The organism is Methylosinus trichosporium OB3b, from assembly GCF_002752655.1.
In the GTDB taxonomy this organism is placed as follows: Bacteria; Pseudomonadota; Alphaproteobacteria; order Rhizobiales; family Beijerinckiaceae; genus Methylosinus; species Methylosinus trichosporium.
Map to the genome: position 1 here is coordinate 2,857,778 of NZ_CP023737.1, position 13,643 is coordinate 2,871,420.

8 protein-coding genes are annotated in these 13,643 nt (G+C 64.8%); all 8 read right to left on the reverse strand.

The features are described 5' to 3' along the window. Window positions 1-296: 296 nt before the first annotated feature. The 8 genes from CQW49_RS13670 to CQW49_RS13710 all read right to left on the reverse strand — a co-directional run bounded on the left by CQW49_RS13670 (window position 297) and on the right by CQW49_RS13710 (window position 13,557). Complete coding sequence (locus CQW49_RS13670; RefSeq protein ID WP_244593383.1) at window positions 297-812, reverse strand: DUF6481 family protein; 516 nt, start codon at window positions 810-812, stop codon at window positions 297-299. Further along, window positions 791-4,045 (reverse strand): efflux RND transporter permease subunit, encoded by a 3,255-nt coding sequence (locus CQW49_RS13675; protein WP_003613611.1) that lies wholly within the window; start codon window positions 4,043-4,045, stop codon window positions 791-793. Before CQW49_RS13675 ends, CQW49_RS13670 begins: the two co-directional genes overlap by 22 nt. After that, window positions 4,042-7,164, reverse strand: a complete 3,123-nt coding sequence (locus tag CQW49_RS13680; protein WP_003613610.1) for an efflux RND transporter permease subunit — start codon at window positions 7,162-7,164, stop codon at window positions 4,042-4,044. Before CQW49_RS13680 ends, CQW49_RS13675 begins: the two co-directional genes overlap by 4 nt. 38 nt (window positions 7,165-7,202) lie before the next feature. Further along, on the reverse strand, window positions 7,203-8,459 hold the full coding sequence (locus CQW49_RS13685) for an efflux RND transporter periplasmic adaptor subunit (protein ID WP_003613609.1): 1,257 nt from the start codon (window positions 8,457-8,459) through the stop codon (window positions 7,203-7,205). 382 nt (window positions 8,460-8,841) lie between these two features. Then, window positions 8,842-11,367 (reverse strand): TonB-dependent siderophore receptor, encoded by a 2,526-nt coding sequence (locus CQW49_RS13695; protein ID WP_003613606.1) that lies wholly within the window; start codon window positions 11,365-11,367, stop codon window positions 8,842-8,844. 112 nt (window positions 11,368-11,479) lie between these two features. Next, window positions 11,480-12,409 (reverse strand): FecR family protein, encoded by a 930-nt coding sequence (locus CQW49_RS13700; protein ID WP_003613603.1) that lies wholly within the window; start codon window positions 12,407-12,409, stop codon window positions 11,480-11,482. A 108-nt stretch (window positions 12,410-12,517) separates the two neighbouring features. After that, complete coding sequence (locus tag CQW49_RS13705) at window positions 12,518-13,018, reverse strand: RNA polymerase sigma factor (RefSeq protein WP_003613600.1); 501 nt, start codon at window positions 13,016-13,018, stop codon at window positions 12,518-12,520. Between the two features lie 143 nt (window positions 13,019-13,161). Further along, the gene (locus CQW49_RS13710; RefSeq protein ID WP_155931265.1) at window positions 13,162-13,557 is read right to left on the reverse strand and encodes a hypothetical protein; all 396 of its coding nucleotides are present in this window, start codon (window positions 13,555-13,557) and stop codon (window positions 13,162-13,164) included. Window positions 13,558-13,643 lie beyond the last annotated feature (86 nt).

A 13,643-nucleotide genomic window follows, 5' to 3' on the forward strand; every position in this document is an offset into this window, starting at 1 on the left:
GAGTGCTGCGAGGCGAATGCGGCATCCTGCTGGGCTTATCGCCTCATGCCCAACCACATTCATCTCGTCCTCGCGCCGCAAACTCCGGAAGGGCTCTCGCGCGCCGTCGGCGAGGCGCATCGGCGCTGGACGAGACGCATCTTCTCGCGGCGCTGCGGCTGCGCTCCCTCGCCTTCCTGTGCGCGCTCGGCTGGCTTTCGCTCCCGAGCGCTGGCCGCATGCGAGCGTGGCGGCGCATCTTGCCGGCCGCCCGGCCGGACCTGCGGCCGGCGCCTCGTAGGCGTCGTGGCGGCCGACTATTTTCGGGCCTTTCGCGCCGCATAGCGGGCGTCTCTGGCGGCCTTGCGTTCGGCCGCCGCAGCAAGGTCGCGCTCGGCCTGCTCGGCGGCTCGCGCGTCGCGTTCGGCCTGTTCGGCTTTCAGAGCCGCTTCCTGCGCGGCCAATTCTTCCGCCGCGCGGGCTTCCGCGGCCAGCCGGGCGGCGTCGCGTTCGGCGGCTCGCACGTCACGCGCGGCGTTGATCGCCTGCCGGGCCATCAGCCGTTCGGCCGCGCCTTCGTTGATCTTGGCGGTCAAGGCCCGGACTCTTTCCAGCTCTGCTTTCTTTGCCGTTTCTGCGGCGGTTCGCCGCTCGTTGAAGTTGGCGTTCTTGAAAAATGTCATTCCTTGCTCGCCTCGCTGACTTGGATTGGTTTCACTGCGTTCGAGACATTTAGTGCATCTCGCTCGCTGGACAAAGCGCCGCCACAGGGTCTCGCGCCGTTCCCGGCGGCGGACCGCCCGGGCCTTCGTCACCGAATGCGAGAACGCCATCGCCGCTTCGACCAGCGACGGAACTCCTCGAGATAGAGATAGACGACCGGCGTGGTGTAGAGCGTGAGCAGCTGGCTGAAGATCAATCCTCCGACGATGGCGACGCCCAAGGGGCGGCGAAGCTCGCCGCCGTCGCCGAAGGTCAGCGCCAAGGGTATGGCGCCGAAGATCGCCGCCATTGTCGTCATCATGATGGGGCGAAACCGCATCATGCCGGCGCGAAAGATCGCTTCGCGCGGCGCGAGCCGCTGCGCGCGCTGCGCCTCCAACGCGAAGTCGATCATCATGATCGCGTTCTTCTTCACGATGCCGATGAGCAGGATCACGCCGATGAGCGCGACGACGCTGAAATCCATGCCGAACAGCATCAGCGCCAGCACCGCGCCGACGCCCGCCGAGGGGAGAGTCGACAGAATCGTGACCGGGTGAACGAGGCTCTCGTAGAGAATTCCCAGCACGATATAGACGATCACGAAGGCTCCCGCGACCAGCCAGCCCTCCTTGGCGAGCGAATCTTCGAAGGCGCGCGCCGTGCCTGCGAGGGCGCCGTGAATCGTCCCGGGCATATGGAGCTCGGCCGTGATCCGGCGAATTTCGTCGCTCGCCTCGCCGAGCGTCGCGCCCGGACGGAGATTGAACGAGATGGTGACGGCGGCGAAGAGCCCTTGATGATTGACAACGGTCGACGCCCCGCCCGAACCGAAATGGCCGAAGGCGGCGAGCGCCGCCATCGTCTCGCGCCGCGTGGCCACCGCCGCGCCGGCCGAAGCCGGTCCTCGGGACGTCGTGGCCAGAGCGTTGGTCGCCATATTGCGCGCCGATTCGCTCGCGGCCCGTTCCGCATCGCGCATCGAATGTCCCGATGACAGTTTCGACACCGTGCCGGGAGCGGCGTTGCTGACCGCCGTGCCGCTCGGCGCGCCGCCCGACGCGGCGACATAGAGATCGTTCAATATGTCGGGGTCTTGCCAATAGCGCGGCGCGACCTCCATCACGACATGCGATTGAGTGATCGGCCCATAGATCACCGACGCCTGACGTTGGCCGAAAGCGTCATAGAGCACGTCGTCGACCTGCTTCATCGTCACGCCGAGCTGCGACGCCCGGTCGCGGTCGATCACGACGCGCGTCTCCTGGCCTTTGCGCTGCGCGTCGGAATTGACGTCGGTCAGCGCCGTGCTCTGGCGCAGCGCCGCGACGAGACGCGGCGCGAAACGATGAAGCTCGTCGGTATTCTCTCCATAGAGCGTGAACTGATATTGCGCATTGCTCGCTCGGCCGCCGACCCGGAACTCCTGAACGGACTGCAAGAACAATTGCGCTCCGGCCACCTTCGCGAGCTTGCCGCGCAAGCGTCCGATGACCTCGTCCGCGCTCGCGTCGCGCCGATCCCGCGGCTTCAGATCGACGAACACCTGGCCGGTGTTCGGCCGGCCGCTGCCGGAGCCCACGCCTCCGGCGACGCCGGCGACCGCGGGATCACTCTGAATGATCGCCTCGAATTGCGCGAGCTTGCGTCGCATCGATTCGAAGGAGGCGCTTTCGTCCGCCACGATCATGCCGGCCAGACGGCCGGTGTCCTGCTGCGGAAAGAACCCTTTCGGAATGATCGAGAACAGCCAATAGTTCGCGCCGATCGTCGCGAGCAGGATCGCGAGGACGAGCCGGCCGTGACGCAAGGCCCAGTCGAGCGTCCGACCATATCCGCGCAGAAGCGGGGCCACGACATCGAACCGCGGCGCCGAATGAGCAGAGCGCCTTTTCGACAAGACCGCGCACAACATGGGCGTCGTCGTGAGCGACAGAACCAGCGAGACCAGCACGGCCAGCGACAGAGTGACGGCGAATTCGCGGAACAAGCGTCCGAGCAGTCCGCCCATCAGCAGAATCGGCGTGAACACCGCGATCAGCGAGACGCTGATCGCGGTCACCGTGAAGGCGACCTCGCGCGCGCCGCGCACGGCCGCTTCGACGCATCCCATGCCGGCTTCGATGTGACGCTGAATGTTTTCCTGAACGACGATCGCGTCGTCGACCACGAAGCCGGCGGCGACGATCAGCGCCATCAGCGAGAAATTGTTCAAGCTCATGCCTGCGAGCCAGATGGCGCCGAAGGTCCCGATGATCGACGCGGTTATCGCGACTGTCGGAATGAGCGTCGCGCGAAGGTCGCGCAGAAAGGCGAAGACGATCAGCGTCACCAGCAGAACGGCGACGACGAGCGCCGTCTCGGTTTCGCGCAAGGACGCCCGAATGGTGTTGCTGCGATCGGATTTGAGCGCCAGATCGATCGTGCTCGGCAAGGCGGCCTCGAGCAGCGGCATCTCGTTCTTGATGCGATCGACCGTCTCGATGACGTTCGATCCCGGCTGGCGAAACACATAGACGGCGACCGACCGCTCGCCGTTCATGAGCGCTTCATTGCGCACATCCTCCACCGAATCGACGACCTCTGCGATCTCCTCGAGACGTAGAGGCGCGCCGTTGCGATAGGCCACGACCAGCGATCGATAATCGCTCGCCCGTGTCGCGCGATCATTGGCGTAGATCTGGAAACGTCGCTCGCTGTCGACGATCTCGCCCTTTGGACTATTGGCGTTGGCCGACGCCAGAGCGGCGCGAATATCCTCGAGGCCGACGCCATATTGCGCGAGCGCTTTCGGATCGAGCTCGACGCGCACGGCGGGCGCACTCGATCCGCCGACGAGGACCTGGCCGACGCCCTCGAGCCGAGACAATCTCTGCTGCAGAATATCGCTCGCGAGCTCGTACAAGCGGCTCGGCGCGAGCGTCTTCGAGGCCAAGGTGAGAATGACGAGCGGCGCGTCGGCGGGATTGGTCTTGCGATAGGACGGCCGCATATGGAGCGTCGCAGGCAGATCGGCGCGGGCCGCATCGATCGCCGCCTGAACGTCGCGCGCGGCGCCGTCGATGTCGCGATCTATGTCGAATTGCAGAACGATGCGCGTCTGTCCGAGGCTGCTCGCGGAGGTCATCTCCGTCACATGCGCGATCTGGCCGAGCCGCCGCTCGAGCGGCGCGGCGATGCTGGTCGCCATGATCTCCGGCCCGGCGCCGGGGAGCTGCGCCGACACCACGATCGTCGGAAAATCGACTTGCGGAAGCGGCGCGACGGGCAGATCGAGAAAGGCGAGCGCGCCGGCCAGCACGATCCCGATCGTGATGAGAATCGTGCCGATCGGACGCATGACGAAGATGGCCGAAAAGCTCATCCCGAAATCTCGTCGACGGCGATCGCTGCGCGCGAGCGTCTGGCCGAGAGCCGCGCCTCGAGACGATCCAGATAGAGATAGATCACCGGCGTGGTGAAGAGCGTCATCGCCTGGCTGAGGAGCAGCCCGCCGATGATCGCGACGCCGAGCGGGCGACGCAATTCGAAGCCGACGCCGGTATCGATCATCAATGGCAGAGCGCCGAGGATCGCCGCCATCGTCGTCATCAGAATGGGCCGAAACCTCGAGAGGCAGGCGTCGAAGATCGCCTCGCGAGCGGAAAGGCCGCGCGAGCGCCGCGCGTCGATGGCGAAATCGACGACCATGATCGCATTCTTCTTCACGATGCCGATCAACAGGACGAGCCCGATGATCGCGATGAGATCGAGCTCGCCGCCGGTCGCCGCCAAGGCGAGCAACGCCCCGAGGCCCGCGGAGGGGAGAGTGGAGAGAATCGTGATCGGGTGAATGAAGCTCTCATAGAGGACGCCGAGAACGATATAGATCGTGACGACCGCCGCGAGAATGAGAAGGATCTCCTTCGTCGCCGAGGCGCGGAAGGCGCCGGCCGCGCCTTGGAAATTGGTGACGAAGCTCCTGGGCAGGCCGATGTCCTGCTCGGCCCGCTCGATCGCCGCGATCGCGGCGCCGAGCGACGATCCCCGAGCGATGTCGAAGGAGATCGTCGCCGCCGGCAGCTGACCGAGATGATGAATCGCCAGAGGACTGCGACGCTCCTCGATGCGCACGAGCGCAGAGAGCGGCGTTTGTCCGTTGGACGTCGACACCGAGGACGGCAGATAGAGCGAGGAGAGGACCTCCAGCGTTCGCGGCAGGGCGGGATCGATTTCGAGAATGACGCGATATTGCACAGCTTGCGTGTAGATCGTCGTGATGATGCGCTGACCGAAAGCGTCATAGAGCATGTTGTCGATGGTCGCGGGCGTGACGCCATAGCGTGACGCGGTCGCACGATCGATGACGAGATCGACCGCGAGCCCTTGCTGTTGCGCATCGCTCGCGACGCCGGTCAATTCAGGCGCCTGCTCGAGACGCTGCAAGAGGCGCGGCGTCCAGATCGCGAGCTCGTCGGGATTGGCGCTCTGCAGAATGAAATGATATGGCGCGCGACCGCTCGTGGCGGCGTCGATGGTCAGCTCCTGCACCGGCTGCATGTCGAGCGAGACGCCCGGGATATGCGCGACCTCCGCCTGCAGTCGTCGGATCACCTCGCCGGCGCCGACGCCTCGTTGATCGGGCGGCGCGAGATCGATCAGAAATCGGCCCGTGTCGGGTGTCGCATTGGCGCCGTCGACGCCGATGAAGGAGCTCACGCTGGCGACCGCCGGATCGCGCAGGATCGCGTCGGCGAGGCGAGTCTGCAGCAGCGCCATCGCCTTGTGAGACACGGTCGGCGAGGCGACCGAGACCGCCGCGATCAGACCCGTGTCCTGCACCGGGAAAAATCCCTTAGGGATCGCTGCGGCGGCCGCGATCGTGGCGGCGAGCGTCAGCAGCGTCGTCGACAAGGCGAGCGGCTGACGCCGCAGCACGACCTCCAATGCGCGCGAATAGGTCGCGAGGATCGCCGCGAAGACGCGCTCGGCTTCGAGGTCGAGCCGATGGCGAAGCCCGGCCGGACGGTGGCGAAGCAGGCGGGCGCAGAGCATCGGCACGAGCGTGAGCGAAACGAGCGCCGATATGCTGATGGTGACGGCGAGGGTGACGGCGAATTCATGGAAGAGGCGGCCGACCACGCCATCCATGAACAACAGCGGGATCAGCGCGGCGATCAAGGAGAGGGTGAGCGAGACGATGGTGAAGCCGATCTCGCGCGAGCCTCGCAGCGCCGCGCGCAAAGGGCGCTCGCCGGCTTCGACATGGCGGGTGATGTTCTCGATCACCACGATCGCGTCGTCGACGACGAAGCCGGTCGAGATCGTGAGCGCCATCAGCGACAGATTGTCGAGGCTGAAGCCGAGGAGATACATGGCGGCGAAGGCGCCGACGATCGACAAGGGCACGGAGAGGCCGGGAATGATCGTCGCCGGCAGATTGCGCAGAAACAGGAAGATCACCAGAATGACGAGCGCGACCGCGAGAGCGAGCTCGAGCTCGACCTCCGCGAGCGAGGCGCGAATGGTCGTCGTGCGGTCGCTGAGAATTCGAACGTCGATCGCGCTCGGCAGCGCCGCCTCGAGCGTCGGCAGCAGGCTCCTGATCGCTTCGACGACCGCGATGACATTCGCTCCCGGCTGGCGCTGAATGTTGAGAATGATGGCGGGCGTCCGGTCGGCCCAGGCGGCGAGCTTGTCGTTTTCCGGCCCGAGGACCACATGCGCCACATCGAGGAGCCGCACCGGACGGCCATCGCGATAGGCGATGACGAGATTGCGGAAATCCTCGAGATCGGTGAGCTGATCATTGGCGTTGATCGTCGAGGCGCGCATCGGTCCGTCGAAGCTGCCTTTGGGACCATTGACATTGGCGTTGGCGATCGTCGTGCGAAGATCGTCGATATGGAGCCGATAGCCGGCGAGCGTGCGGGGATCGAATTGGATGCGCACAGCGGGCCGCTGCGAGCCGCTGACGCCGACGAGACCGACGCCCGCGACCTGCGAGATTTTTTGCGCGAGCCGCGTCTCGGCCAGATTCGCGAGCTCGGTGAGCGGGCGTGTCTGCGAGGTGATTGCGAGCGTCATGATCGGCGCGTCGCCGGGATTGAACTTGGCGTAGATCGGCGGCGTCGGCAGTCCGGACGGCAGCAGATTGCTGGCCGCGTCGATCGCCGCCTGCACCTCCTGCTCGGCGATGTCGAGACTGAGCTTCTCGCTGAACTGCAGAGTGATCACCGAGGCTCCGGCGGAGCTCGTCGACGTCATCTGGCCGAGCCCGGGCATCTGGCCCAATTGCCGCTCGAGCGGCGCCGTCACCGCCGAGGTCATCACTTCCGGACTGGCGCCCGGGAAAAAGGTCTGAACCTGAATGGTCGGATAGTCCACATTCGGCAGCGCCGACAGCGGCAGCAGGCCATAGGCGACGACGCCGGCGAGCGTCAGAGCGACCATCAGCAGCGAGGTGGCGATCGGCCGATATATGAATATTCGCGATGGATTCATCGAAACGACTCGGGGGTGGGCAATGACGGCGCCGTAATCTACGACGCCGGGCTCTTCGTCGTTCGCTTCTCATGGCCCGCCGGAGCGGGCTCGGGAACCGAGACGACGGCGCCGTCGCGCAAATTATCCGCGCCTTCGGTGACGACGCGCTCTTTCGCCTTCAGCCCCTCTTCGACGACGATGCGGCCGTCGCCCGAGGGACCGAGCGTCACGCGCCGCACGCCGACCTTGTCGCCCGGCCCGATCACGAAGACGAAAGGATTCTGCGCTTCGCCTTGAACGGCGGCGCGAGGAATGGTGACGGCGTCGCGCAGCGTCTCCACGACGAGATCGACATTGACGAACTGATTGGGATAGAGCTTCTCGTCGTCATTGGCGAAGCGCGCGCGCAATTTCACGGTGCCGGTGGACGAGTCGATCTGATTGTCGAGGGCGAACAGCTCCCCTTTGGCGAGGGCGACGACATGACCATGATCGAAGGCGGCGACGCCGAGCTTCGCTCCGGCGCGGAAGCGCTGCAACACCGGCTGCAGACGGTTTTCGGGAATAGTGAAGACGACGGTGATCGGATTCAATTGCGTCACGACGACGACGCCGTTCTGGTCGTTGGGACCGACGAAATTTCCCGGATCGACCTGCCGCAAGCCCGCACGGCCGTCGATCAGCGACATGATCCGGCAATAGGCGACATTGAGCCGCGCGGCGTCGACGGTCGCCTCGTCGATCGCCACAATGCCCTTATATTGCGAGACGAGGGATTCCTGCGTGTCGATCTGCTGGGTGGAGACCGCATATTTCACCTTGCTGCTCACCGAGCGATATCTCTGCAAATCCCGCTCGGCGTTGCGCAGAATGGCGAGATCGCGCTGCAGCTGCGCCTCGTTCTGCGCGAGCGCGTGCCGATAGGGGCGTGCATCGACCTGCGCCAGCAGATCGCCGGCCTTCACCATTTGCCCTTCGACGAAATTCACCTCCAGCAGCTGCCCCGATATTTGCGACTTGACGATCGAGGTGGCGAGCGGAACGACCGTCCCGATGCCGGTCAGAACGACGGGAAAATCTTCGACGCGCGCCTCCTCGGCGGCGACCGGCGTCGCAGGTCTGCGCGCGCCCGGTTGAGCGGTTTGTGTCGCCTGGGGAAAGAGCCCCGGGAAAAAGCGCCATAGCGCTGCGCCGATCAGCAAGGCCGCCAATGCGAGCGCAGGGGCCGTTCGGCGGCCATTCGCCAGGCGGCTTCCATTCCCGCCCGGCCGAATGCGCCCGACGGCGGTCAAATAATAATCGACTCGACGCATCTTCGATGTTCCGCATTACGAGGCGGCAAGCTACGCATTCTATCGGCGTTCGGCTTTTAGATCGAGCCCATTATCGTCATCGCGCAATCGTTCGCCGAGTTTTCTGCGGGCGCGGCGGATCGGCTCTGCGCTTCGCGACGCGCGGCGACAATGAGGCGCGCGGTCGTTCCGACCTGACAGGCGCGTCGGCTCTTCGGAACGCGGTTCGAGAGCTTCGCGCGCCATCGCGCCTGCATTGAACGGGCGTCAGGTCCGGGGTTTCCGAGAGGCGATCTCATGCATTTCGCAATGACCACATGCCTCGACTCCTCCGCCGAAATGGATGTCCGGGAGAGCGACGCTTCTGTCTCGACGCGTGAGCGGCCCCTCTCCCGGCGTTCGTTCAGAACTCCACCCGCAGCGAGCCGAGGAAGGTGCGGGGAGTTCCTGTCTGGATAGTGGTTCTGGAGTCCGACGTCGGATAATAAGCGACGTCGGTCAGGTTCTTGACGTTCAGCTGCGCCGTCACATTGTAGCCTTCGATCTTCGTCGTATAGGCGATCATGCCGTCGAGCAGCGTGTATCCTGGCAGCACGAAGGAGTTCGCATTATCGCCCAGCGAACTTTCGACGACCGATATTCCACCTCCCAGGCTGAACCCCGCGAACGCGCCGTCCGCATCATATTTGACCCAGAGATTCCCGTAATTCCGGGGGCTTGCCGGCAGCTTGTAGCCCGCGACGAGACGCTGCTTCGTGAGCTGGCTCGCGGGGTCGACGCTCTCTCCGACAAGGGTCCGCACATCGTCATGCGTGTAGTTCGCGATGACGCTCCAATTGTCGTCGATGCGGCCATTCAGATCGAACTCGATTCCCTGACTGCGCGCCTTGCCGATCAGCATCGTGTTGGCCGAATTATTTGGGTCGCGCGCCGCCACATTGGATTTCACGAGGTCGAAATAGACCAGGCTCATGGTGAGCCGTTTGTCGAGCAGTTCCGCCTTGACGCCCCCTTCCCACTGCTCCGCACGCTGCGGCGCGATTGGACGTCCTTGTACGTCGGTGCTGTTCAGTCCGAAGGATCGGCTGAAATTGCCGTATACGGTCACCCAGGGCAGCGGCTGATAGGCCACTCCGACCCTGGGGCTGAACGCCTTGTTGTAGTATGTGGTGTAACTGGCTTGCGCCGCGTAGGCGGAGGTGCGCGATGTGTTGGCGCTCGTCTCTGCCCAATCGTAGCGGCCTCCGAGCAGCACATGAACCGAATCGTCGAGGAAAGAGATCATGTCCTGACCATAGACGCCGGTCCATTTTTGCCCAATCTGATTGAAGCTCGGGTTCTGGTAGCGATTCATCTGGGTCCAATAGATCGGCGCATAGATGTTGGTCGACGGCAGGATATTGAAGTACGAGGTGTACAAGGGCGTGAAGGTGTTGAAATAATCGAAGCCGACGAGTGTCGAGTGCTGTAGCGGACCGGTGACGAACTTCCCCTTGAGATCGAGATTCGTCGTGAAATTCTTATCCGTATAGCCGGGAAAAAAATTCGCAGAGCGCGTCAAGACGCCGGTCACAGGGTTGAATACGCCGCCGAAGGTATCGGCGAGCCCATTGCCGGCGTTCGTGTAGGCGAGGCGATTCGTGAGGCTCCAATCCTTCGAGAAATCATAAGTCCAATCGTAGGCGATGCGCTTCTTGTCTAATCTGTCAGGCGCGTTGGTGTTGAGAAACGGCTCTTGAAGATAGCGGCTCGCCGGAATATTGGCAGGCGCTCCGCCAACCGCGGGATAGAGCGCATAGTCGTCGACGAAGTCGCGTCGCTGATATTCGAAATCGATGTTCATCCGGAACTGCTCGATCGGATGCAGAGTGATCGTCGGCGCGAGGAAAACGTTTCGGTCGGTGACGAAATTGCGATAGGAGTCGGTGTAGTAAAATTCGCCATTGAAGCGGTAGAGCACGGTTTTGTCGGCGGTGAGGGGCCCGGTCGCGTCGAGCGTCGTCCGCGTCAAGCCATAGGATCCGACCTGTTGCTGCAAGGAATAATAGGGGGTGTCGAGCGGACGTTTGACGACCAGATCGACGAGGCCACCCGGCTCGACGCGTCCGTAGAGCATTGCGGAGGGCCCTTTCATCACGTCGATCGATTGCAGATTCGTCGTGTCGAGAGCGCGCATTCTGTACTCGATCAGTCCGTTCTTATAGGTGCTCGCGGTGTTGCTGAACCCGCGGATCTTCAGCATGGTGTCGAACCAGGACGGGGTGAGTTGAATGCCGCTGACATTCGTTATCAACGCGTCTTTGACGGAGATCTCCTGTCGATCGTCCATGGTCTGGCGCGTGACGACTTGCACCGAGAGCGGCGTCTTCAGGAGCGGAGTATCCATCTTCAACGTCGCAGAAGCCGAGCCGGCGTTGTAGCCCGTATGTCTGTCGCCCGGCCCCCGAGGGCCGGTCTGCGCCCCCTGCTGGTTTTTCGTCTCCGCGCCGACGTCGATCGTCGGCAGCGCGGTCGCGCCGGAGGCGGCGTCGTTCATCGTTCCGCGATCATTCTGCGCGAGCAGGATCGACACCGTGTCGCCCCTGGCCGAGATGCTCCAGGACAGCCCCGTGCCCCGCAGCAGCCGGTCGAGCCCGTCGTGAACCGAAAAATCGCCCTCGAGGCCGATCGTCCGCAGCCGGCTCGTCACTGCGGAATCATAGAGAATCTGAAGGCCGTTCAGCTCAGCGAAAGAATTGAGCGCGCTCGGGAGAGGGCCGGAGGGAATGCGATAATTCTGCACGAGGCCGGCGCGCTCCTGCGGCGAGATGGCGGCCTCCGCCGGCGAGTCGGAGACTCCCGCGCCGAGCGCCACCAACGCCATCGCCAGTATCGATCCCATATTGCCTTCGCCGCTTCCGAATTTGGTGCGAATGTTCCGACCCGCCATGTCATCGCCTCTGCCGCCGCGGGACGAAACTTCGCCCCTTCTGCCGCTCCTCACGCGGCAGGCGATGAAAAAGGAGGTCGGCACGAAACTTTTTTCTCGCGGCGCTGTCGCCTCACTGGTGGATAATCGTGAGATAACGAGTGATATGCGTCGCATGCAGGCCGAGCGAGGTCTCGATCTCGTCCAGAGCGGCGATCGGATCCTCGATGTTGAACACGCCGGTGACGCGGCGCGCGCGCAGCGCCGGGTCGACGAAATAAACGAAGCCGCGATGATAGCGTGCGAGCGCGCGCACGACGTCGCCGAGCGGCCGGTCCTCGAACATCAGCCTGCCGCGCCGCCAGGCGGTCGCGCGATCGACATTGGCGGCCTGAGCCGGCCGCACCGCCTCGCGCGCGCCATAGGCGCTCTGCTGGCCTTCCTCGACGATCACCTCGCCGCCGCCGCTCGCGACCCGCACGCTATGGCTGGTCACTGTCACATGCGCCCTGCCATTCTCGACGGCGACGTCGAAGGCGGTCCCTAGAGCGGTGGTCGTTCCGCCGGCCGCCTCGACGACGAAGGGTCGCGTCGCGTCGGGCGCGACATCGAACCAGGCTTCGCCCTCGAGCAGAGTGACCCGCCGCTGCGTCTCGGTGTAGTTCAGCGCCACGGCGCTGCGGGCGTCGAGCTCGATGCGAGAGCCGTCGGAGAGGGTCGCCTGCCGCGTCTCGCCCGGGCCGGTGAGGAGATCGGATCGAAGCCGCAGCGAGATGTCGTCATAGAGAAAGAGCGCCAGCGCCGCGGCGCTCACCGCCGCCGCCAATCGGCGCCGCCGGCGCCGCGTCTTTCGCTGCGGGCCGGCGCCCGGCCAGCGCGACGTCATGAAGTCGCCGAGCGCCGCGAGCTTCGCATAGGCGTCCCGATGCGCATCATCCTCGGCGAGCCAGGCCTCGAACGCCGACCGCTCCTTCTTGGTGAGCCGTCCCCCGGTCTGCTTCAGCCACCAGTCGATCGCGGCCTCGCGGACGCCATGCGGGACGGCGGATGTCTTCTCGGTCATGACGTGATCCGTCGCGGCGCTGCGCATTCGGCCGCCGCGACGAGACGGCGACCCTCGCAGCCTATCACGCGCGAGCGCGCGAAAAGGGAGGTCCGGCTGGGCAAAAAACTAGTCCACCGCCGCCCAGCAGCGCGCCATCGCCAGCCGCATGTGCTTTTGCGCCATGTTGCGGGAGATGCCGAGACGCGCGGCGATCTCGCCGAGATCGAGCCCCTCGGTCATGAAGAGGAGGAAGACCTCGCGGCATCGGGGCGGCAGGCCGTCGACCGCCTCGCACAGCAGCCGCCATTTCTCCTCCGCCTCGAGTCGCGCGTCCGGCGGATGATCCGTCGAAGCGGCGAGATCGGGCTCCGCCGCGACATCGATGACTCTCGCCTCGGTCCGGCGCCGACGCGCATGGTCGCGCGCGAGATTGACGGCGACGCGCTTCAGCAGCGATTGCGGATCGGCGACAGCGTCGAAGCGTCCGTGCCGCAGCACCCGCACGAAGGTCTCCTGCAGCAGGTCCGACGCGTCCTCGCGTCCCACCTTCCGCGATAAATAAGCGAACAGCTCGCGTCGACCGTTGCTGAACAGTCGACTGACGAATCGTGATTTCTCATCTGACATCGGCGTTGCCCGGCAACGGCCTGTGCGCCCGGCGCGAAAGCCGGGAACGGCATGGGGTGGCGAGGAGGAGCGCCGCGCGGTCGAAATGGCGCTATGTCGAGGCCGGGGGAGGGAGGCGGACGGCGTGCGAGCGGCCGCGCCGTTCACGCCGAGAGAGGGGGCGCGCGCGACGACCAGGGCGGCGAGGGATCCGGGCCGCGCTCATCCTCCTCGGCGACGACGCCGATGATATCCGCTTCGTCAGGCTCGGGCCGAAGGAAGACGAACGCCCGGAAGAGGTCCGGCGGCGACCCAACGGCCGAGGCGAGGAGGCAGCAGTGCGGATGGCGAGGACAGGCGGGAGACGGGGCTTCGTCATGATGAGAGGCGGCGACGCAATCGGCCGCGTGAAGGCCCGTGGAGCCGAGCAGTCCGCCCTGCGCCAAATGTCCGGCGACGGCGACCGTCAGGACGACGGCCTGCAGCATCGACAGCAAGGCGACGATGCGTATGACGAACGCCGACGTGGGAACGGCTCTCAGGTCCCGCAAACGCGCCATGTCGAACAATCCCGCGCACACCGATCGAGCGGCGGCGAACCTTTGATCGAGCACAGCTCTGTTCCTAGAACGCGCTATCCGCGCAA